The organism is Hungatella sp. SL.1.14, assembly GCF_024460495.1.
GTDB classification, from domain to species: domain Bacteria; phylum Bacillota; class Clostridia; order Lachnospirales; family Lachnospiraceae; genus Hungatella; species Hungatella hathewayi.
Map to the genome: position 1 here is coordinate 159,974 of NZ_JANFYJ010000004.1, position 21,646 is coordinate 181,619.

Consider the following 21,646-nt stretch of genomic DNA (forward strand, 5'->3'; position numbering starts at 1 on the left):
CCGCTGCCTTCCCGGCTGCTGCACAAAAGCTCCTGTGTCATCCGTCTCAATGTTCCTTGATTCCAGATTACACGGGAGCTGCATCAAAAGATCATCATTTTTGCATCAAAGTTGCATCATCTCGATATTTTTACAAATAATTCCTGAATACCGTCGTAATAGCCGACCGTGGCGGTCGTATCTCCTTTTCCCGCTCCGGTAAGCTTATACTTTTTGAAATACGGAGTCATTTCCATCAGAGGATTGTTTCCCTCATAGGGAAGAGGGGCCAAAAGCCCCAGGTAACCGCTCCATTTCTCCGCAATCCCGTCCGGATCCATGTCCTCCCAGGTACGTTCCGTCCTGACGTAAAACTCATAAAGCTTACCATCATCCGCGTCGATATAAGCATCAATCAGGCGGTTTCCCCTGTCGTTATTTTTCTGGATATTGGAAAGGCTGACCTTCCACACGGCTACATTATTCCTGGGCTCCAGCACATCGATCGCGGAATAAAGGACGGCGTCATAGGCGGCAGCGTTTGCATCTCTTACGGATTCGGGCAGAATTCCCAGCTTCTTTAACGTATCCAGCCCCTCATTTACAGCCTCAAAGAGCTCCTCCTCTTTTATCTCACGGTCGGACGGACCTCTGTGATTGACAATAAACGCATATGTCCCCGCGGTTCCCCCGTAGGTTTCCCCGGGGGCCTCCTGCCTCTCTGCGGTATACTGCCTGCTCTCCGGAAGCGTCTGGCTGTTTAAGGCTTCCGCAAGTATATACAGCTTATCGCTGCGGCTTAAAGAGTAACGGTAGCCCTCTCCTTCTCCCTCCGCCTCTTTTACGTGGATCTCATTTAATACCGATTTGTCGCGGTATCCGGATATGGCTTCCGGACCCCAGATGGCCAGAACCATAACCGTGACAGCAAACAGCAGAAGAAGGAAATTTAAAGTTGTCTTTTTCACGTCTCACCGCCCCCCTCTTCCTTACTGCGCCTGACGGCAGAACCGCCGTCTTCCCACGGTATGACAAAACTGAAGCAGGAGCCTTTCCCCGTCTCGCTCTCAATTTCCAGCCTGCTGTGATGCAGAAGCAGGATCTCCTCGCAGAGGGCCAGCCCCAGACCGGCTCCATTTCTGCTTCTGGAGCGCGATTTATCTACCATGTAAAAAGCCTTCGTTATCTTGTGAAGCTCTTCCTCCGGAATCCCGACTCCGTGGTCCTTCACGGAGAAACGGTAGCCCTCCGAAAGGGCATATCCGTCCACATCGACAGGACTGCCGGGCTCCGACGCCTTGCAGGCGTTATCTAAAAGATTGATGAGCACAGACTTGATCAGGCTGGCGTCACACCGGATCAGCCCTTCATCGTATGTAAAATGAAAATCCATATTTTTCTTCGCCGCATACATGTCGTACAGGTAGAAAAACAGTGATTCTGCCGAGACCATCTGGAAATCGATCTCCTGGCGCTTTGTCACAATAATGTCTAACAGGCGCAGTGACATCGTCTCCAGTCTCCGCCCTTCCGTGTAAATGTAATTGGCACACATAAAGCTTTTTTCCTCATCCAGCCGGTGAGACCGCAGCATATCCGCGTAGCCAATGATCGCGGTAAGAGGAGTCTTCAGCTCATGGGCAAATGCTCCCACGAAATCCTCCCTCGCACGGATCTCCTCTTCCAGTTTGATAATAGTATCTTCCAGAGCATTCGCCATGCGGTTAAAGTCCTCTGTCAGCTGTCCAAGCTCATCGCCGCTTACGAGTCTGGCCCGGTAATCGTAATCGCCCGCCGCCATACGCTTCGTAGCCCGTGTCAGCAGCCGGATCGGTCTTGTCAGCCAGGAGGATATAAGATGCATGAGTACGGTTCCCAGAAGCAGAATCACGACCGTTACCCTCCGGTAAACCACGAAGCCCGTGGCCCGGTCGCGAAACACCTCTGTGACGTCTCTCATCGTCTCTAAAAAAAGCTTCTTATCCAGCGCCTCCACTGCGGCAGCCGTCTGAATATAATACCTGTCATCCAGCCGGATTACCCGGTAAGTCTTCGTATTTTCATGCAGCGCGAGAAGAAGCCCGTCATCGGCTGCAAAGCCTTCAGCCGCGTACAGCACCTGTTTCTGATCGTCGGAAATCCGAAGCATCCGCCCCGTACCCTGTCCGCCCGCCTCTAAGTTGGAGGCTATCTGCCGTGTCGTATCCTCTAAAAGCACGTCATATTTGGCCGGAACATTGAGAGCTGCCGTCTCAAAGGCAAACTTTAAAATGCTGCTCTCATCGAGAGCCTGGCCGGCTTCCCGGTCCAGGGCGCGTTCAAACACGTAATTGACGAAATAGAACCCGCTGAAGCCAAACGCGGCCGCCATGACAATCATCGTCCATAAAAGCAGTTTCAGTGAAAATTTCATCGTCCTACCTCAAGCCGGTAGCCTACCTTATATACGGCCACCAGCCGTGGATATTCGCCGTTTTCCCAGTTAAGCTTTTTCCGCAGCCGCTGGACATGCAAATCCAGCGTTCGGCTGTCGCCGGAATACTCCCCTTCCCACACCTTCTCGTACAGCGTCTCCCGAAACAGCGCCACATTCCTGTTCCGCAGAAAAAGGACGAGAAGCAAAAACTCCTTGTTGGTCAGTTCCACCGGTCTCCCCGCCTTCTTAACGGTCCGCGCCTCCACATCAACCACCACATCGCCTGCGGACAGACGCCGTTCCGTCTTATTATATCTGCGGAGAACCGCCTCCACCCTCGCTACCAGTTCCACCACATCAAAGGGCTTCACCAGATAATCATCCGCTCCCAGCTTAAGGCCCTTCACCCGGTCTCTCACCTCATATTTCGCCGTAATAAATATAACGGGAATTTCCATGGGACGAATGTATTCCATAATATCAAAGCCGTCTATTCCAGGCAGCATAATGTCCAGTAAAATAAGGTCGAATCTTTCATGTTCAATGATTTCGACCGCCTCTGCCCCATCCTGAACGGATATGCAGTGATATCCCGCCTCCGACAGGTTTAAATCGATCAGATCGCAAATCGGTTTCTCGTCGTCCACTATCAGTATTTTTATCATGATTCCTGTCTCCACCCCCAATAGGCCCTGGCCGTTTCCACCAGTTCCTCCATCGTGCTGTCGTCTTTACTCTGATACTGTTTTCTCAATTCTGTATCCGGATAGAATCCGCCGGTCTTCTGGTAATAGATGGAGTAATCATTTTCCAGAACCATCTCGCCATCTTTTCCCTCGTAGCTGTAACGCGCCAGAACCGCCAGATCCTTCATACCGTCGCCGTCGATGTCTCTGCAGGCGACGCCTTTTAGTGCATATAAATTTTCGTAATCGCCCATGGGCTGAAAGCTCCATACAATGTAGCCCTGCTCGTTGACGAGGTAAACCATAAACACGGTATATTCCGCCATCCGGTATGTACCGGGAACCACCAGAAGACTGCCCAGCTTCTCAAACGTTCTCCAGGAACTTAGCTCTTCTGCCACCGCAAATCCATGTTCTTTTAATTCATCCAGAGTCGATGCCGTATACAGAAATTCCGTTGAATACCCGTCCATCAGAAAAGACTCGATAAACCGGATGCTTTTGTTCATTCCAAACCGGTTAATCTTGTCGGAAAGGCGCCAGTCGCGGTAAAAACCGTGTTCATTCTGAAACAGCACATCCCCTACCTTATATGCCTTGCCTGCGGCGGAATCGTTCTTTTCACAGGACGTAATCAGAAGGATATCCATCTTATCATCCCCGTCTAAATCCTGAAAGGAGACGGCTGAAATCCCCTGATTCAGCTGCCGGAGTTCTCCTCTGACCTGATTGTTTGTCTCCAGCTGGTCCGTACTGTAAACCGTGTTTCCGTCTCCATCGGTAAAAAACAGAACGAGGCGGTGATACGTCCGGTCCATGGCCGGAATCATGGAAACGTCGCCAAACGCTTTGACAGTCATGGAGAATACCTGATTTTCTATGATATCAAAACCATATGCGGCAATATCTGCTTCTTTCTTTACGCTGCTTAAGCGCTTCTGATATGCACGGCAGGCGCTGAGTATGTCCTGCTCCTCCGCCGCGTGGACGGTAAAACGACCATACCAGGGCGAAAAAAGCACGGACAGACACAGGAGGCCTGCCGCCGCGCGGGCATAAAAGCTTCTGTATTTCAATGGAATCACCTGACTTTTCTTTAAGATTCATACGGTATCGGCAAGGTTCAAACAGTAACGTAAGTATAGCATGCAGGCGAAAATATTTCAGCCTTTTTTGACTTTTGCCGTCAAAAAATGTAGAATAGTCAAAAACGGAGGATACCTATGAACAGACGAATCGCTGAATGCATCAATATTCTGGGGGATTTTTGCGGAAAAAGAGACGTTGACGAACTGACGAAGGAAGAATTAAGAAGAATATACGGAATTGACCAGGCGGATGTCATGGTGCTGTTCGGCGGCAGCATCCTGTGCGGCGGCGATGTGCTGGCCCGGGCGATCCGGCAGCATGCAGCAAAAAACTATGTCATTGTGGGAGGAGCCGGCCATACCACAGCAACTCTGCGGGCAAAGGTTCACCAGGAATGCCCGGAGATAGAGACGGAGGGGCTTCCCGAGGCCATGGTCTTTGCTGCATATTTGAAGGCACGCTACGGACTGGAGGCTGATTATCTGGAATGCTGTTCCACGAACTGCGGCAACAACATTACCTGTCTCCTTAAGCTCCTTAAGGAGCATCAGATTTCCTTCCGCTCCATCATCCTGGCTCAGGATGCAGCCATGCAGCACCGCATGGAAGCCGGTCTGCGCAAGTACGTGCCTGATGATGTCATCATCATCAATTATGCAGTATACCAGGCACACGTCGTAATCAGGGACGGGAAACTCGTTTATGAGAATGATATTCCCGGTATGTGGGATATCGACCGCTATCTCACGCTGCTCCTGGGTGAAATCCCGCGGCTTTCTGACCGGACGGATGGGTATGGTCCATTGGGCAAAAATTATATTGCCCACGTCGATATTCCTGCCCGTGTCACTGCCGCATTTGAAGAGCTTCACCATACCTTCCGCGGCATGGTGCGGGAGGCAAATCCTCAGTATGCCTCCCGTCAGGAATAACAGAAAGCAGAACAGGAGTCTTACTGAAGCATTCTCCCTCCGCGTCCAATCCTCTCTGCGATCTCCACAAGGCCAGGCAGGCAGGCATCGAAGAACATCTTATACGACTGACAGAAATACTGATGATGCCCGTGCTCTTCCTGTCTGGTTCTCCGGCAGCCGCCGCGGCAGAGCGACGCATATCTGCATTCTGCACACGCCTCCTCTTTCTGCAGGGAGCTCTCGATAAACTGAATCTCTTCCCGCTTCCTGTCGATCATTTCCACTGTGTCCGTCCGGAAATTTCCCAGCCGGTACTCGTCCAAAACGTAGAAATCGCATGGATATACGCTTCCATCCGCCTCTACCACATACTGCATCCCACAGATTCCCCGCATGTCGCAGGATTCCGGCATCTGCCCCAAAAGAATCGCAATATAGTTCTCAAACTGCCGGATATACGGCTGTTTTCCTTCCTTCAAATCACGAAACCACAGTTCAAATAAATCGATCAAAAAAGTACCGTACGCTTCCGGCGTCAGCGAATAATCGCGGCCGCCCGGCTCTTCCATAAGCGGATCAAGGCAGGCGATAAACTGGAGATAATCCAGCTGGTTTTTCCGGTAAAATTCATACGTCTTTTTAATATGAGGCGCAGTCTTTGCATGTACCACGGAAAGTATGTTGAAGTCTACTCCGGTCTTCTTAAGCATTTCAATATTCTCCATGATGCGGGTAAAGCTTCCTTTTCCTGCCGGAGTTTTCCGGTAATAGTCGTGCTGTTTCGGCCCCCCGTCCAAGGATACGCCCACAAGGAAATGATTCCTCACAAAGAACTCCGCCCACTGCTTATCCAGAAGTGAACCGTTGGTCTGAATTGCATTAAATATCTTCACATGATTGACGTTGTATTTTTCCTGGAATTCGATTGATTTCTCAAAAAACGGAAGCCCGCTGAGCGTCGGTTCGCCTCCCTGATACGCAATGGTACAGCTTCCCTCCGAATAGGCCAGCACCTGTCGGATCACATCCTCTAACGTCTGGACCGACATAAACCCGTAAGCACCCTGTTCCCGTTTGGACATCGTATCATAATAAAAACAGTATTCACACCGCAGGTTGCAATTTCCTGACGATGGTTTAATCAGTACACTGATTGGCGGCATAAGCACCCTCCCTCTTTCGTGCCGGCACTCATGCCGGCGTCCATTGATCATAAACATACTGATAAATATTATAATGGTTTCCTGCGGTAAGTACAAGAGTAAATAATCGCACGGCAGAATCCATGGAACAGGGACAGGGGGCGAGTCCCCTCTATGGCCTTCCAATCTCCCTGACCATCTCTTCCAGCGTCTCCATCTCCACCGCTCCAAACATCGCCAGGCTTCGCAGCGGCATGTCCTGAAGCATTGCCAGCATCATCCGGCTGACGTCGTCATCCCCTGAGTACCGGCCCGAATATCCCTCAACAAGGCCGCCCAGAAGAGCTTTTCCTTTTTCACTGGCCATGATTTCTTTTACGATTGTATTTAAGGTAATCCGGCCGTCATCCGGTGTTAAGGGCAGTTCATCCGGAAACAGGCGTTTAAACTGTTTTCTGTCTGCTGCGAAATGGCCGTCCTTAACTGTTTCGGCAGCATCATATCCAGGGATATGGGAAAGTTCCTTTCCCGGAAGCATCAGATCCTTTTTTAGTTTTAAATCGCGGCTGGAGGACGCCGCATAGATCTGATAGGTGCCCGCTTCAACCGTCCAGCAGGAGCGGTTCGCATCGTAGCAGGAAAAGCTTCTCCTGTCCAGCCCAATTACCACCTCCCTTAATTCTCCAGGCTCTAAGAACACTTTTTGAAAGCCTTTCAGCTCCCTGACGGCACGCATCACCCCTGACTGTGCTTTCCCAATATAGAGCTGGACGACTTCACTGCCGGAGGTTTCTCCTGTGTTGGTAACAGTAATCCTGGCTTCGCCTTTCTCCTCCTTTTCATCCCACACAATCTCCATGCTGTCATAAGAAAATGACGTATATGACAGTCCATAACCAAAGGGAAAAGCTACCGGTTTTTCAGCCCAGTCGTAATACCGGTAGCCGACCAGTATGCTTTCCCGGTATTCCACATCCTTCCCCTCTCCCGCGAAGTTTTCGCAGCACGGAGTATCTTCCAGTGAGAGCGGGAATGTCTCTGCCAGACGGCCGGAAGGATTCACTGTTCCTGTCAGCACATCCGCGCAGGCGCTTCCCGCAGCTTCCCCGCCCAGGTATGTGAGCAGAATACTTTCCACCCGGTCTCTCCACGGCATTAAAATGGCGGAACCACAGAGGAGAACGACGGTCACATGGGGATTTACCGCTGTTACCGCCTCAATCAAGGCCGTATGGGACTTTGGCAGATTTAAATGAGTCCGGTCGAACCCTTCGCTCTCATAGGAATCCGGCAGTCCGGCAAACACAAGGACGCCGTCCCGCCCTTTCGCACAGGCAGCAGCTTCTTCAAGCAGTACCGGATTGATTGTATCCTGTTCCAGTTCATACCCCGGAGCGTATTCAAATGCTATTCCTGATTCCCGGAGAGAATCCAGCACGCAGTCGATCTGATGCGGATGAATCCTGGAACTGCCGGCCCCCTGATATCTCGGTGTTTCAGCAAATGCACCGATCACTGCATAGGAATTCTCTTTTTTCAGCGGGAGCATTCCGTCATTTTTAAGCAGCACCACAGATTCTGCTGCAATTCGCCGGGCAAGATTATGGTGCGCCGCCGCATCATATTCTTTTTTATGGACTTCCCCTGCCCTCATAATCACAGTGAGGAGACGCTCTGCCGCGCGGTCTAATACCGCTTCATCCAGTTCTCAGTTTCTCACTGCATCAACAATTTTCTTGTCATTATAAGGATCCGGTCCGGGCATTTCAAGCTCAAGCCCGGCTTTTAAGGCTTTCACTCTGTCATTCATGGCGCCCCAGTCGGTCATGACCAGCCCCTGAAAGCCCCACTCATTCCGAAGAACCTCTGTCAGCAACCATTCATTCTCACAGGAATACACACCGTTAATCCGGTTGTAAGAACACATCACCGTCCATGGCTGCGCCTGTTTTACCGCCTTTTCAAACGGGGCAAGATAGATTTCTCTCAGTGCCCGCTCATCCACCACCGAATTGCTGACAAGCCTGGCCTTTTCCTGATTATTAGCCGCAAAATGTTTGAGCGACGTTCCGATTCCCTTACTTTGTACGCCGCTGATCCAGGCCGCCGCCATCTCGCCGGCCAGATACGGGTCTTCGCTGAAGTATTCAAAATTACGGCCGCAGAGCGGAGACCGTTTGATGTTGGTACCGGGGCCTAAGACGACCGCAACCTCCTCCTGAACGCACTCCTCTCCGATCGCCTGACCCATATCATACAGAGCAGCTTTATCCCAGCTGCTGGCTGAGGTGACCGCAGGCGGAAAGCAGGTGGCTTTCACGCTCTGATTCAGCCCCAGATGATCTGCCTCACCGGCCTGCTTACGCAGGCCGTGAGGACCATCGGTTACCATGACAGAAGGGATTCCCAGTCGTTCGATCCCTTCCATCTGCCAGAAATTCTTTCCGGAACACAGAAGTGCCTTTTCTTCCAGTGTCATGGCTGTTACCAGATCTTTTATCTTATCTGTCATCGCTTTCAACCTTCCCCTCTCTCATCCAGTTCCGTCCGGATCTCTGCATATTTTTCATTGGTAATCTCATAGAATGCCATAGAAATCAGGGAGGCTATATAGCCGAGCACCGGCATTCCGAAGCGCAGGAACACAATCATATTTAACACCTGCGGAGTCTGTTCCTGGTTTGCCACAAAACCAACCAGTCCCAGTAAAAAGCTGGCGATAAATCCGCCGATCGCCATCCCGAATTTATTGATAAATGTCAGGGAGGAGGACATCAGTCCGTCTGCTCTCTGCCCGAATTTCCACTCGCCGTAGTCAGAACACTCCGGAAGCATCGCCCACCCCAGATTGCTCGGAATACGGGAAATGAATCCAAATACAGCCATCATACTCATAAGGATCGTTACCGGCGCCGTAGGCTTCAGCCACATCACCACCAGCGGGATAATGGAGAACAGGCTTCCAAACCAGTACAGCCGTTTTTTTCCAAATAACCTGGATAACGCCGGAAGCAGCGGAAGGAGAATGATTCCTGCAAACAGGATGGCGGAGGCAACCTTGGGAACTAAGTCTACTCTATTTAACACATATTTAAAGTAATACATATTTACGGCACTGTAGGTGGCGTTCGCCAGAACATCGGTTCCGAAGGCGATCATAAGCATCAGCATGGGTTTGTTTTTTATCAGCAGTTTCAAATCCTTTGCCATGTTCATTGGAACACGCTCTTTGTCCATATCGCAGACATCGTACTTCTTTCCGCCCCATGCGCAGATCCAGAATGCGGCAGTCGTTAAAATACCGATTAATGCGCCATAGACAGCCCAGCCCTGTTTTCCGCCGCCAAAGGCCTCCACCAGCGGAAGCGCCATGATGGTGATGATAAACTGGGATACGGTTCCCATGCCCTGCTTCCAGGAAACGATGACGGTTCTCTGATACGGATCCTGGGACATCACCGGTGTCAGGGAATGATAAGGGATATTAACTACGGTTGAGGCCAGTGAATAGGCGATATACACAACGTAGACATAGACCACCTTCATATTTGGTGATAAGTCCGGTGCTGTAAAAAGAAGGAAGATGAGGAACCCGAGGACAGGAGCTCCCCAGATAATCCACGGCCTGTATTTTCCCATTTTCGAGCGGGTGTGGTCTCCCAGCATCCCCATAACCGGATCGGTAAATGCGTCAATGAATCGGGATATCAGCATCAGTCCGGATACTACCATGGAACTGATTCCGAATATATCGGTATAAAAAAATGTGAGATAAGACATGACAAGAAAAAATGCGAGGTTTGACCCCAGTCCCCCAAATGAATATTTGAAAACATCCAAAAACTTTGCCTTTGCATACTTCGTTTCCATACGTTTCTTCTCCTTTATATATGATTGTTTTCATTCGCTTTATCAACCATAACTTCGCTGTGCACCAGTACCGGCTTTTTCGCACTGCTCACAGCCAGCGTGTAAACTCTTTTTCCATTCTGGCATCCTTTTGAAATGGAACCACATCACATGTATCCTGATAAAATTCCAGAAGCTTCTCTTTCATTTCCATGATCACAGACGCATACTCAGGACATCTGATACGGTTTTCAGTCTCCTTCGGATCCAGAATCAGATCGTAGAATTCGTCCTCTTCATAGAGTCTTCTGACATATTTATAATCCCTTGTCCGGCACATCGTGGCTTTTCCATTATACATCTCATCAGAGGCCTGTAAAAACTGCCTTGGATAATACTGACCGTCGGGATCCGGTACTGCCTGGCCTCCGGTCTCCTTGCAGTGGTCTTCTCCTTTTCTGAAACCGCCCTCACAGAATACCGCCTGGCGGAGCGCCTCTTCCCGCTGCTCCATGTAAGGGATCAGCGATCTTCCGAACTGTGTATGTTCAGCCGGCAGCTCTGCCACCGCCTCCGCGGTTGCATAGAAATCGACCAGTTCCGTCATTTCCTGACTGATTCCATGGCGTTTCTGCATATCTGCAGGCAGCTTCACAAGAAACGGGACATTGGTCAGACAGTCCTCAAAACAGTTCTGAACCTTTTCTACCAGACCGTAATCCCCGGTATAATCTCCGTGATCGCTGAAAAAGAAGACGGCGGTGTCGTCGTAGATACCTTTTTCCTTCAGCGCCCTGACAACCTGGCCGGTAAGATCATCCACCCGGCTGCACATCCCTAAATAAACAGCCCGCAGTTCATCGTATTCTGCCTCACTCCAGTCCCTCATGTTCTGCAGGGCCGCCAGTTCCCTCTGCATTCTGGATTTTCCCGAATATCCTTCCGGCGGCAAAATCCGTTCCGGCAGCTTCCTCCGGTCAATGCGGCTGAAATACGGCTCGCTGACCTGATACGTCGGGTGTGGAAGCATCAGCGGAAGAAAGATGCAAAAAGGCCGCTCTTCCTCATAGCCCCGGATAAATTCAGCTGCGCCCTCCGTCCAGATCTGATCTAAATCCCTGTGCTCCGGCAGCTTTCCCCGGTAGAAGGAATAAAAGTTCTTTTCTCCCCGCTCCCCCCGGAATGAATCCTTCGGAAGTTCATCCGGCCTCCGGTCTTTTCCGATTGTAAAATAAGTATCGCAGTAGCTTTTATAATACTCCGGATCCTGTGCGGGCAGCAAGTCATTTCGCTGGTTCATCCAGACATGGTAACCGTGATTCTTAAGACGTTTTAAAAGTACCGGCTCGTGCTCATGCATCATGTGGTTCATGGTGCGGTGCCCGGCCACATGGGGATACCAGCCGCTCATAAAGCTGCACCGTGAGGGGGTACACACCGGATTCTGACAGAAGGCGTGAGCGAAGGATACTCCGTCCTTTGCCAGTTCATCCAGATTCGGCGTAACCGCCGCCGGATTGCCCAGATGGGACATGGAATCCGCCCGCATCTGATCGGGATTGATGATTACAATGTTCGGACGTTTTTTCATACTGGCCTCTTTCCATCAAACCCCAGACGGCGAAAGAGCTCCTCCGGGGCGTCGTTTTTCTCCATGTATTCACGGATATACGCCTTCATCTGTTCGCGCACCGTCTCATCCTCAAGGGAATGCTCCTGGCCAGGATCCTCTTTTAAATCAAAGAGCAGAGAGCCGAATGACGTCGTATCCCCCATGTGATCCTTACTCTGAATCTTCATGACTTTACAGCCCTTTGTAAAGGAAAACGGCTCCGCCAGTTCCATTCCCGCCAGTTCCTCAGGCTGGAACATGCACCTCATGTGAGTGGGCATCAGCGTGTATTCATAAGCAGGAATCTCAGGATGCTCTGCCGCGTGCATATACACATAACGGCCGTCTGTCACATCCACCTGGCTTCCATGGTATCCGAACACCGCATATTTCCGAATCGCTTCATCCGAATCCATCACGCCGGTAAGCGGCTTTCCTTCCATGTCCTTCGGAATCTCCATACCGAAAAAGTCCAGGAGCGTTGGCGCTAAGTCGATAGTCTGAACGATTGCACGTCTCCTGACCCCGGCGCATTCTCTTCGGCGCGGATCGTAGATATAGAGCGGAGTGTGAGCAATCTCTTCATAGATTGGCATGCTGGTCTTCCCCCACCAGCCGTGTTCTCCCAACAGGAATCCATGATCTGTGTTGACAATGAGCATGGTATCGTCCCATAGATGGTACTGATCCATCATATCCAGCACCTTTCCGAGATAGCGGTCGCACTTGGAGAGCAGCGCCGCATATTCGTAACGGACATGCTGGATTGTATTTTCATCCTCTGCTGTCGGCGCGTAAGGCGGCCAGTCGGCCTCCGCCGCCGCATCTCCCAGAAATGTATGGGGATAGAGTGCCTTGTCCTCCTTCAGAGAATAGAACGGTTCGTGGGGATCGAAGGTCTCGATCTGGAGGAACCAGTGATCCGCCTCATGGTTCTTCTCGATGAACTCCAGCCCCTGTTGAAATGTGACTGCCTGGGATGTCGTTTCTTCGGCCTCCATATAGCTGCGGTTGACAGCATCCTGGGCCATCATCCGTCTGTAAGGAGGGTAACTCATCATGACCTCCTTGTTTTTAAACACAGTGCTGCGGTCATACTGGTACGCTAAATCTGCTTTCCAGAGATCGCCTTCCTGCCCCCTGGAAATCTCCCATGACGAATACCGGTTGTGATAGGTACAGCCTCCATCCTCCCAGTAGTGCTGATGGTCGCTGACCAGATGGGTGTAGACGCCTCCATTTTTTAACAGTTCCGGCATCGAGTCGTCAAACGGCTCCATCGGCCCCCAGCTCCTGTGGAAAAAGTTAATTCTGCCCGTATGCAGCTCCCTTCTCGCCGGCATACATGGCATGCTTCCCACATAGCAATTCTCAAATTGGACACTTAATTTCGCCAGTCTTTTGAAATTCGGCGTCTTCGTCCAGTCACAACCGTATGATTCCAGTAAATCGCGTCTCAGGGAATCATACATAACCATAATTGCTTTCATGCAACTCCTCCTGTCTTATTTTTCTGCATCTGTTTTCTATATCTGCACTCTTTTTGCAACTATTTGAAAACGCTTTCAGAAAACGTTTTCAAAAAAGAGCGGTCAAAAGGCTGCTTATGAAAGCTGCCTTATTGATTCTCTGTCAAAAAATCTGGTCTCATATTCTCTGGACATTTCATCTGGAGAGCGGTCTTCTATCATGTCCAGCAAAAGCTCCGCCGCCCCGCTTCCCATATCCTTTGCCGGCACATAGAATGCTGAAATCTGCGGAAACATCTGCCGCCCTTCGCCATTCTTATGTTCGACGGACAGGATGGACACGGTCTCCGGCACAGACAACCGCAGTTCCCCGCACACACTTAAAATGATCTGGGTCGTCTCAATCCCCGGAGAACAGATGGCCGTATAGCCGCCTCCTGCCACATACTTTCTCATATCCGCTGTCAGCTCCTGTCTGATATCTGTCATATGCGGAAGAATGATTGCTGCCAGTTCCAGATCTTCCATCTCATCTTTTGCCCTGTTGACGATAGCGGACAGATAGTTCTGGTGGCTGCTGTAAAAGTAGAGGATGATCTTCCGGTGTCCGTATGCATACAGAGTTTTAATCATCTGGTGTCTGTAGCTCTCATACTGGGCATATACATTAATCCCCTTCTTATGAAATCTTTTACCGATATACACCACCGGATACTCTTCCTCCAGAATCTGCTGAAACGCCTCTTCCTCCATTGATTTGCTGTTCAGTCCGCTCAGAAGCAGGCCGTCAATTCTTCTCTGCCTCACATACTCCAGGAAACGGGGAGTCCCCTTAACCCGGTTGGAATATTCCTCCGACTCACTGATCAATACCATACTGTAATTATGTCTTGTGAGAACCCGTTCAATTCCTTTTAACAGCTCCAGATTATAGGAGGATTCAAACACCGACCCTGAATGGAACGGAAAATAAACCCCAATGATATTAGACCTCTGCTTTACCAGACCTCTTCCGAACTGATTCGGCTCATATTGATAATATTCCATCGCCTCTTTTACAGCCCGGACCTTCTTCTCACTTACATTGGCGCTGTTATTCAGTATTCTGGAAACGGTGGAGATAGAAACTCCTGCCCGCTTTGCTACGTCATAAATCGATGCTGTCATGTTATACCTCGATGGTGCCGTTCTTTGCATTCTGTTCTTGAAAGCGTTTTCAAACTTTCTGGATTTATAATAACAAAAAGTGATTATGCAAACAATATGCGTTTCATACAAAAAACAAGATTTTATTTGTGCATTTTTTACATATCTTCTCTTTGTCTTTCTTCAGCACTGTCCCCCTGTTTCCGTATCCAGAGAACAGCAAAGAATCCCACAAGTGGGATTCTCTTCTCTCTGCGGATCTATAACTGATTTTTCACCAGACGCACTACGTTCCAGCTGTGCCTGCCAAATACAGTGGTAAAGACGCCGTTCTCCATTCTGGAAGCCTCTGAACGCACAGGGCTTACAGTATCCGGTGCCTCCTCCGTATTAACGGCTTTCATATCATCATGGGTAAGCACGATATGCTCCTTCACCTGATACCCTTCAAACTGGCGCAAATCACAGGAGACTTCCGCATCGTCCTCCAGATCCTTGTTTACAGCAAACATTGTAACGGCCTCCGCCTCCTCATCCCAGATGCATACACAGTCTAAGGTGGATACGGTGCCATAGGTACGGCTGTCATACACCGGCGCCTTGATCTGAGTCGTCAAAACGGTGCCTTTCCCGTAAACACTGGCGTGCATGTAGGGATAAAAGATGGTCTGACGCCATGCGCCGGTATCAGACGTCATGATGGGTGCGATGACATTAACCAGCTGGGCCAGGCATGCAATCTTTACTCTGTCCGCATGTCTCAGCATGGTGATCAGCATGCTTCCCACTAAAAGCGCATCTTCAAAGTTATAGACATCCTCCAGCTGATGAGGCGCCTGGGTCCACGCCTGAATCTCCTTGTCCTGTTCGTTGCTGTGATACCATACATTCCACTCGTCAAAGGACAAATTGATATTTTTTCCGGCGTGTTTTTTTGCCTTCACTGCGTCACAGATCGATACGACTCCGGAAATGAAGTCATCCATCCCTTTGGAGGAAGCGAGAAAATCCGCCGTATCACCGCTGCGGTTTCCGTAATACTGATGCAGGGATAAATAGTCCACCTCATCGTAACACTCGTTTAAAACCTGGTACTCCCATTCTCCGAATGTCGGCATGGTCAGACTGGAGCTGCCGCAGGCCACAGTCTCGATCTCCGGGTCCAGCCATTTCATCATGCGGGATGTCTCTGAAGCGATCCGGCCGTACTCTCCCGCTGTCTTATGGCCCATCTGCCACGTTCCATCCATCTCATTGCCCAGGCACCACAGCTTGATGTCATGGGGTTTGGCATAGCCGTGTGATTTTCTTAAGTCACTGTAATAGGTGCCTCCTTCGAAATTACAGTATTCCAGCAGGTTTTTGGCATCCTCCGGGCCCCTCGTTCCCAAGTTGACCGCCATCATCATCTTGCTGCCGGCCTTCCCGGACCAGTCCGCAAATTCATTCAGTCCGAACTGATTGGTCTCAATCACTCTCCAGGCCAGATCTGTTCTTGCAGGTCTTTGTGCCTTTGGCCCCACACTGTCCTCCCAGTGAAAGCCCGATACGAAATTGCCGCCCGGATAGCGCACAATCGGCACCTGAAGTTCCTTGACCAGTTCCAGAGTATCTTTTCTGAACCCCTGTTCGTCGGAACACGCAAGGCCCTCCTGGTAGATACCGCCATAGACGGCACGCCCCAGATGCTCAATGAAAGAACCAAATATTCTTTTATCAACGCTGCCTGTCAGAAAATACTTATCAATGATAATCTCTGCTTTTTTCATTCTGTTATTCTCCTTTTTTCACTGTATCCTGATACTCATATCTTAGCAGGTTCCCGAAAAAAAGCCATTGACTTTTCTCCGAAGCATTTGATTTTTTCTCCGATTAAGCTTATACTGGTATTAACATGGAAATTACTGTCAAGAAAGTTGGGTAACAGAAGAAAAATCAGAGCAGGGAGGCGCATTCATGCTTAATTTCGAAATACATTTCTGTGAATACAATCGGCAAAATCCGCCGAAAGACCGGATATACCGTCCAGGAGGCAGTGGAGATTACTTATTCCTGCTGCTGAAAACTCCGATGAAATTCTACTTAAATCAGGAGCTGAACCTGACCCGTGAAAATGCCTGCATCCTGTATACACCTCAGACCATGCAGCACTATGAGGCTGTTCAAAAGTTCCGGAACAGTTATATCCATTTTTCCTGCTCCGCCCCGTTGGCCGAGTACTTTCGTATTCCGTTAAACACCATTTTTTACCCTGGAAATCCCGATGAAATTGACGAGTATATCAGAAAGATTCAAGAGGAACGGATTGCCTCACGTCCTTTTGCAGAGGAGAAAGAGTATTTTCTATTAAATGAGATGCTGATAGCCATCGCGCGGGCCATGGCCGGAGCGAATACTGACATGACAGAAAACCGGGAACTGTATGAGATTTTTTTAAGTCTCCGGCTTGATATGCTGCGCAGCTATGAAAAGCCCTGGACCACCGAGGATTTATGCCGCAGAGCAAATCTTGAGAAGAGCCAGTTTTTCGCCTGTTACCAGAGATTTTTCCAGAGTACCCCTCATGCAGACCTTCTCTCTGTCCGCCTGGAAAAAGCGAAAAATCTGCTCACGAATGAGGCGCTTCCAATTAACCTGGCGGCACGGCAATGCGGTTTTTCTGACATTACCCACTTTTCCCGGTATTTTAAAAAAGAATGCGGGTGTTCTCCCAAGGAGTACGCCCGCAGGTGGAAGGAACATTGTTCATCCTAATTTTTATCTTTCAGAGAAGTGCGGCAGAAGGCTTCAGACCCGCAGCATCTTTCTCACGAGAGAGAGAACGGCTCCGGCGGTACTGCTGAGAAAAAGAGTGCCGCGATGGGCATTCACCGCTTCCAAGGCTGCCGCCGCCCCAGCCGCCAGCCCCTTCCATGCCTCCTCCCCGGCCGGAATCCGCGGCAGGATCACTGACGCTGCTGCCACTGCCGCCATGCAGAGAAGGAACGGCAGAAAGCCTCTTCCCGTATCGTATTTCTTCATGCGCACGCCGCCACCGGCTCCCTTTTTAGACGGAATCCAGAGGCACCAGATCAGTCCCATAAACAGGGTAATCCCGGCAAAACCGACATAGAGCGCCATTCCGTAATTGGCTTCCGCTGCCATCAAGCGGATATCTCCTAACGCCTGGCCATGCTCCCAGAAGGACTTTGCCATAATGAATACCATGCCCGCCATCAGGAAAAATGAAACCAGCTGCATCACTCTCGCCATCATGACAGCAGCTGTCACTACGCTTTTTACCATCATCTCTCCAAGACCCGCGCCGTCCGGATCTGCCTTTTCGGTTATCCGCGATTCAACATCAGGAATGCCTGGCCCGCCGTCACTATCCCATTCCCACTCTCCCACGTTCGGCATTCTGCCAGCTGCCATGCCACGGGAAGACGGCCGTATGTTTTCCTGGATGCCGTGCTTCTGGCCGCCGTTGCTGTTCTTCTGGCTGCCGCTCTTCTGACTGCCGCTCTTCTGGCTGCCGCGTTCCAGGCTGTTACTCCCACCGCTGCTGCGCAGGCGCTCCACCTCAGCCTCCAGCTTTTTCATCCGGGCTTCCCTTTTTTTCTGTTCTTTTGTTTCTGCTTTTATCTCTGCCTTCGTCTCTGCCTTTGCTTGCGCCTTTGCTTCTGCCTTTCGCCCTTCCGTGCCTTCTCTTGACTTTTTAGGCTTTGCAGCCTTCTCTTTTGGTTTCGGTCTTTCCGCCATTCGGCTCTGCGGCCGGCAGCTGTCGCTGTCAGCTGCTTCCGTATCTGCAGGAGTTCGCCTGGTCTGAGTTTTTAACCGGCTGATAAAACCGGAACGGGCATCACCGGACTGCCGGTCAGCCTCATCCTCTAACTCCGCCAGCTCCTCCGCCAGTCTCTTTCTCATTTCATATTCTTCAGCCGACTCTGCCATATAACCGTTCTTTAGCGGTGCTCCACAGCTGCTGCAGTAATTTCCTGATGTTTCATGTCCACATTTCGGGCAAATCATACCATCAATCCTTTCGTACTCTTCCATGATAATTAAGTATACTATAATCACCGAGAGGGAACTATTAAGTTTCTCTTGCAAATTTGAGAATTATTATGTAACAATTCACGCAGCGGGAAAATTGATTAAAAACAGAAAGAATAGATTGACACCACGGCCTTCTTATGAGATACTGGATTATATAGTTTCGATTACTACATATGGAGGTTTTAATATGAAGACTGCTATCCTGATTGATTCCGGCTGTGACGTATCCGACGAGCTGATTCAAAAATATCATATGAAAGTTATGCCCCTGCACATCATTTACCCTGAGAAGGATTATGTTGACGGAGTCGATATCTTCCCCGAGACAATTTACCAGAGATTCCCCAGGGAAATCCCTACAACCTCGACCCCCAGTCCTCAGGATGTGAAAAATATGGCGGAGGAAATCAAATCGGAGGGATACACCCATGTACTCGCATTTACGATATCCAGCGGATTGAGCGGCACGTATAATACAGTCAATCACGTTCTGGCAGAGGAGCATGAACTGACCTCTTTTGTACTGGATACCAAAAGTGTCTCTTTCGGCGCTGGAATTCTGGCTCTCTGGGCTGCCATGAAGATGGAAGAAGGTATGGACTTTGACCAGCTGACAGAGGTCCTGCCCGGGAAAGTAAAGGAATGTAAGATATTCTATTATATGGATACACTGACCTATTTAAGAAAAGGCGGCCGCATCGGACTGGTCACCTCAGTAGTGGGGAGTATGCTGAACCTAAAGCCGATTATCTCCTGCAATGAAGAAGGCGTTTACTACACCGTTGCCAAAATCCGCGGTTCGAGGCAGGGGCTTTCCAGACTTCTCGCGGAAGTGAAGGCATTCGCAGGTGACGCTCCCTGCCTTACGGCCCTCTTAAACGGCGACGGCAAAGAGGCGGCGGAAGAACTGCGCCCCAAGTTAATCGCCGGTATTCCTCACGGAACACTGGTAATGGAAAAGGCCATAACCGCTTCACTTGCGGTGCACACGGGACCAGGGCTGGTCGGAATCGGTGCCCTGAAGCTGTAGGCGGCAGATACGAAAGATGTCATTCAGGGAGGTGTCAGGACGCTCAGCTGCACCTCCCCCACTCTGCTTTATACCCGGAACCTGTCGTACTCCTTCCAGCAGTCCAGGCAGAGTTTCTTCCCATCCTGTAGCCGCATCATGTGTTCCGCAGTCATCTCACCACAGCAGTCACAGGGAAAGGAGCGGAACAGGCGTGCTCGTTCCGGGATTCGGCAGACAGTCGGTTTTACATCAAACAGTTCTTCCGGTTCTCTCTCCTGCAGATACGCGAAAGACTCTTCCTTCGACGCAAAGGCCGGACGGTCTTTTAACACCAGCCGCACGGATTTCCCCGTCTTTCGGTTAAAAAAGGAAAAGGCCTGTTTCCCCCTTATATGGAACAACAGATTTCCCTTCCCAACGCTGCAGCCCAGGACAACCTGAACAGCATCCACACCACAGGCATCATTTTCAGCTATACAGACCACTTCTTCGTCCTGCGAAAACTTCAATCTTAAAAGCTCCATGGCGTACAATGAGGCTTTGTAACCGATTGTCAGACCGCCGCACACATGTCCGTGAAATTCCACACACTGCTCCCATAATGCTTTCTTTTCTTCTGATCTCATTTAAAATTCCTCCATTTGATAAATACTGCATTCAATCCGGTTCACGAAAGGTGTGAATGGCTGCAGCCTGCCATTCTTCAACAGATAAATACGGTCTGAAACCTTCGCCGCACAGGTTAAATCATGAGTGACCATCAGAATGCTGAATCCTCTGCTGTTCTGAAGCCCCTTCAGAAAGCGCAGCACATTGGCCTTACTCGACGGATCCAGCATGGAAGTCGGCTCATCTGCAATCATTAACGCCGGTTCCATCGTCAGTGCTCTGGCGATACATACCCTCTGCTTCTGCCCCCCGGACAGTTTCTTCACTCTTGTATCCAGGAAACACTCTGTGAACGGCAGCCCCACATCCTGAAGCGCCTGTCTGATCCGATCCTTCCCTATATCTGCATTCTCCCCGCCTGACAGCAGAAGCGGCTCGCTTACCGCTTCCCGAACAGTCATGGACGGATTCACCGATTGATTGCTGTCCTGAAATATCATCTGCACCCCATGTCTGCTTTTATGGAGCGATTGATAATCCGCTGTTTCACCGTTAAACAGTACCGTCCCCATAAACTCATCCGTGTATCCGCCAAGAATTCTGGTAAGTGTGGTCTTCCCCACCCCAGATTTCCCTACCAGGGAAATAAACTCCCCGTGTTCTATCTCCAGACTGACATCCCTGATTACTTCCTGCTTTCCATACCATTTCCCAATGTGCCGTGCCTCCATCAAAGTGACAATTCCACCCCGGTTGCAGGCCACCTGCCTTCCCCCGCCATGCGGTGTGAGAAGCGGACGTTTCGTCCGGCAGATATCCAGTTTCTGGCTGCATCTTCCGAAAAACGGACAGCCGCCCTGACCGTCTTCTTCCGACGGCCTGATTCCCCAGATATCCTTCAAGAGATTAAGATCCATGGAAGCCCTCAAAAGTCCCTGTGTATACGGATGTTTCGGGTGTCCCAAAATCTGCTCCGTCGTTCCCGCTTCCACTATCATGCCTCCATACAGGATGAGAATCCTGCTGCTTAAATCCTTCGCCAAACGCAGGTCATGGGTAATGAGCAGAAATGCAGTCCCATATTCATCGCGGATCCTGCGGATCAGTTCTATAAATGATTTTCTGGAATCCGCATCCAAAGAACTGGTAGGCTCGTCTAAAATCACCAGGGCAGGTGCCAGTGCCATGGCATTGGCCAGCAAAAATTTCTGTGCCATCCCTCCAGAAAGCTGATCCGGATAGCGTTCCAGGTCTTCCTCCTCCAGCCCCGTCATCTCCATCAGCGCCTTCATGCGATCCCGGTGCTCTCTGACCGGGTATTTTCTGATCAGAGTTTCCCGCAGCTGTTCCTTCATCTTCATGGCAGGGTTCAGCCATTCCCCTGAATTTTGAAAGACAATAGAAAAGGTCTCCATTCGTACCAGGCGAACGTCCTTCTCTTTCATTTCGTACAGGGAACTGCCGGCCATGACAACCTCACCCCTCACTGCCGCTTCCTCATCCAGCAGGCGGGATAATGCCCTGGCCAGCGTAGTCTTGCCGCTTCCCGACTCTCCGGCCACGGCCAGAATCTCCCCCTGTTCCATGGAAAAGGAGCAGGGTTCCAGTGTAAAGCCGGGATATTTCACAGTCAGGTCACACACCTTCAGAATCTCTTTCATAGTTACCTCTTTTTTCCTATATCG

At 50.3% G+C, this 21,646-nt stretch carries 18 protein-coding genes; 3 read left to right on the forward strand and 15 right to left on the reverse strand.

What is annotated here, in order from left to right; translation table 11 throughout:
• Window positions 1-116 precede the first annotated feature (116 nt).
• The 4 genes from NE473_RS06160 to NE473_RS06175 are packed head-to-tail and all read right to left on the reverse strand — an operon-like array spanning window position 117 to window position 4,166.
• Window positions 117-947 (reverse strand): hypothetical protein, encoded by an 831-nt coding sequence (locus NE473_RS06160; RefSeq protein ID WP_055649770.1) that lies wholly within the window; start codon window positions 945-947, stop codon window positions 117-119.
• Window positions 944-2,392 (reverse strand): sensor histidine kinase, encoded by a 1,449-nt coding sequence (locus NE473_RS06165; protein WP_055649771.1) that lies wholly within the window; start codon window positions 2,390-2,392, stop codon window positions 944-946. Before NE473_RS06165 ends, NE473_RS06160 begins: the two co-directional genes overlap by 4 nt.
• A complete protein-coding gene (locus NE473_RS06170; RefSeq protein WP_055649772.1) occupies window positions 2,389-3,060 on the reverse strand; it encodes a response regulator transcription factor in 672 nt (223 codons plus the stop codon). Before NE473_RS06170 ends, NE473_RS06165 begins: the two co-directional genes overlap by 4 nt.
• Complete coding sequence (locus tag NE473_RS06175) at window positions 3,057-4,166, reverse strand: hypothetical protein (protein WP_081034840.1); 1,110 nt, start codon at window positions 4,164-4,166, stop codon at window positions 3,057-3,059. Before NE473_RS06175 ends, NE473_RS06170 begins: the two co-directional genes overlap by 4 nt.
• A gap of 138 nt (window positions 4,167-4,304) precedes the next feature.
• Here NE473_RS06175 and NE473_RS06180 point away from each other — a divergent pair, with 138 nt between their 5' ends.
• Window positions 4,305-5,102 (forward strand): hypothetical protein, encoded by a 798-nt coding sequence (locus NE473_RS06180; protein ID WP_055649774.1) that lies wholly within the window; start codon window positions 4,305-4,307, stop codon window positions 5,100-5,102.
• A gap of 20 nt (window positions 5,103-5,122) precedes the next feature.
• On the opposite strand, the gene NE473_RS06185 is transcribed toward NE473_RS06180, so the two are convergent.
• The 8 genes from NE473_RS06185 to arfA form a co-directional block, all read right to left on the reverse strand.
• Complete coding sequence (locus NE473_RS06185) at window positions 5,123-6,247, reverse strand: anaerobic sulfatase maturase (RefSeq protein WP_055649775.1); 1,125 nt, start codon at window positions 6,245-6,247, stop codon at window positions 5,123-5,125.
• A 151-nt stretch (window positions 6,248-6,398) separates the two neighbouring features.
• On the reverse strand, window positions 6,399-7,880 hold the full coding sequence (locus NE473_RS06190) for a glycoside hydrolase family 3 C-terminal domain-containing protein (RefSeq protein WP_242866104.1): 1,482 nt from the start codon (window positions 7,878-7,880) through the stop codon (window positions 6,399-6,401).
• 54 nt (window positions 7,881-7,934) lie between these two features.
• Window positions 7,935-8,738, reverse strand: coding sequence for a glycoside hydrolase family 3 N-terminal domain-containing protein (locus NE473_RS06195; protein WP_242866097.1), 804 nt, complete (start codon window positions 8,736-8,738; stop codon window positions 7,935-7,937).
• A gap of 5 nt (window positions 8,739-8,743) precedes the next feature.
• A complete protein-coding gene (locus tag NE473_RS06200) occupies window positions 8,744-10,096 on the reverse strand; it encodes an MFS transporter (protein ID WP_055649776.1) in 1,353 nt (450 codons plus the stop codon).
• An 88-nt stretch (window positions 10,097-10,184) separates the two neighbouring features.
• Window positions 10,185-11,666, reverse strand: a complete 1,482-nt coding sequence (locus NE473_RS06205) for a sulfatase family protein (protein WP_055649777.1) — start codon at window positions 11,664-11,666, stop codon at window positions 10,185-10,187.
• Window positions 11,663-13,177 carry a sulfatase gene (locus NE473_RS06210; RefSeq protein ID WP_055649778.1) on the reverse strand — a complete coding sequence of 505 codons (1,515 nt, stop codon included), beginning with the start codon at window positions 13,175-13,177 and terminating at the stop codon, window positions 11,663-11,665. The genes NE473_RS06205 and NE473_RS06210 overlap by 4 nt, the downstream gene beginning before the upstream one ends.
• A gap of 114 nt (window positions 13,178-13,291) precedes the next feature.
• Window positions 13,292-14,323 carry a LacI family DNA-binding transcriptional regulator gene (locus tag NE473_RS06215; RefSeq protein ID WP_055649779.1) on the reverse strand — a complete coding sequence of 344 codons (1,032 nt, stop codon included), beginning with the start codon at window positions 14,321-14,323 and terminating at the stop codon, window positions 13,292-13,294.
• A gap of 239 nt (window positions 14,324-14,562) precedes the next feature.
• A complete protein-coding gene (arfA, locus tag NE473_RS06220; RefSeq protein WP_055649780.1) occupies window positions 14,563-16,071 on the reverse strand; it encodes an arabinosylfuranosidase ArfA in 1,509 nt (502 codons plus the stop codon).
• A gap of 187 nt (window positions 16,072-16,258) precedes the next feature.
• On the opposite strand from arfA, the gene NE473_RS06225 reads away from it, so the two are divergent.
• Window positions 16,259-17,056, forward strand: coding sequence for an AraC family transcriptional regulator (locus NE473_RS06225; protein WP_055649781.1), 798 nt, complete (start codon window positions 16,259-16,261; stop codon window positions 17,054-17,056).
• Window positions 17,057-17,089: 33 nt separating this feature from the next.
• On the opposite strand, the gene NE473_RS06230 is transcribed toward NE473_RS06225, so the two are convergent.
• Entirely contained in the window at window positions 17,090-18,208 is a 1,119-nt protein-coding gene (locus NE473_RS06230) for a zinc ribbon domain-containing protein (protein WP_242866098.1), read from the reverse strand.
• Window positions 18,209-18,527: 319 nt separating this feature from the next.
• Here NE473_RS06230 and NE473_RS06235 point away from each other — a divergent pair, with 319 nt between their 5' ends.
• Entirely contained in the window at window positions 18,528-19,370 is an 843-nt protein-coding gene (locus NE473_RS06235) for a DegV family protein (protein ID WP_055649782.1), read from the forward strand.
• Window positions 19,371-19,438: 68 nt separating this feature from the next.
• On the opposite strand, the gene NE473_RS06240 is transcribed toward NE473_RS06235, so the two are convergent.
• Both NE473_RS06240 and NE473_RS06245 read right to left on the reverse strand, forming a co-directional pair.
• Window positions 19,439-19,978, reverse strand: coding sequence for an FmdE family protein (locus NE473_RS06240; RefSeq protein ID WP_055649783.1), 540 nt, complete (start codon window positions 19,976-19,978; stop codon window positions 19,439-19,441).
• On the reverse strand, window positions 19,979-21,622 hold the full coding sequence (locus tag NE473_RS06245) for an ABC transporter ATP-binding protein (RefSeq protein ID WP_055649784.1): 1,644 nt from the start codon (window positions 21,620-21,622) through the stop codon (window positions 19,979-19,981).
• Between the last annotated feature and the right edge of the window lie 24 nt (window positions 21,623-21,646).

Excerpts from the sequence above, each read along its gene's own strand:
- NE473_RS06165 (WP_055649771.1), bottom strand. The coding sequence starts at position 2,392 with ATGAAATTTTCACTGAAACTGCTTTTATGGACGATGATTGTCATGGCG.
- NE473_RS06170 (WP_055649772.1), bottom strand. The coding sequence starts at position 3,060 with ATGATAAAAATACTGATAGTGGACGACGAGAAACCGATTTGCGATCTG.
- NE473_RS06180 (WP_055649774.1), top strand. The coding sequence starts at position 4,305 with ATGAACAGACGAATCGCTGAATGCATCAATATTCTGGGGGATTTTTGC.
- NE473_RS06185 (WP_055649775.1), bottom strand. The coding sequence starts at position 6,247 with ATGCCGCCAATCAGTGTACTGATTAAACCATCGTCAGGAAATTGCAAC.
- NE473_RS06190 (WP_242866104.1), bottom strand. The coding sequence starts at position 7,880 with ATGAGGGCAGGGGAAGTCCATAAAAAAGAATATGATGCGGCGGCGCAC.
- NE473_RS06195 (WP_242866097.1), bottom strand. The coding sequence starts at position 8,738 with ATGACAGATAAGATAAAAGATCTGGTAACAGCCATGACACTGGAAGAA.
- NE473_RS06200 (WP_055649776.1), bottom strand. The coding sequence starts at position 10,096 with ATGGAAACGAAGTATGCAAAGGCAAAGTTTTTGGATGTTTTCAAATAT.
- NE473_RS06205 (WP_055649777.1), bottom strand. The coding sequence starts at position 11,666 with ATGAAAAAACGTCCGAACATTGTAATCATCAATCCCGATCAGATGCGG.
- NE473_RS06210 (WP_055649778.1), bottom strand. The coding sequence starts at position 13,177 with ATGAAAGCAATTATGGTTATGTATGATTCCCTGAGACGCGATTTACTG.
- NE473_RS06215 (WP_055649779.1), bottom strand. The coding sequence starts at position 14,323 with ATGACAGCATCGATTTATGACGTAGCAAAGCGGGCAGGAGTTTCTATC.
- arfA (WP_055649780.1), bottom strand. The coding sequence starts at position 16,071 with ATGAAAAAAGCAGAGATTATCATTGATAAGTATTTTCTGACAGGCAGC.
- NE473_RS06225 (WP_055649781.1), top strand. The coding sequence starts at position 16,259 with ATGCTTAATTTCGAAATACATTTCTGTGAATACAATCGGCAAAATCCG.
- NE473_RS06230 (WP_242866098.1), bottom strand. The coding sequence starts at position 18,208 with ATGAGAAAGAGACTGGCGGAGGAGCTGGCGGAGTTAGAGGATGAGGCT.
- NE473_RS06235 (WP_055649782.1), top strand. The coding sequence starts at position 18,528 with ATGAAGACTGCTATCCTGATTGATTCCGGCTGTGACGTATCCGACGAG.
- NE473_RS06240 (WP_055649783.1), bottom strand. The coding sequence starts at position 19,978 with ATGAGATCAGAAGAAAAGAAAGCATTATGGGAGCAGTGTGTGGAATTT.
- NE473_RS06245 (WP_055649784.1), bottom strand. The coding sequence starts at position 21,622 with ATGAAAGAGATTCTGAAGGTGTGTGACCTGACTGTGAAATATCCCGGC.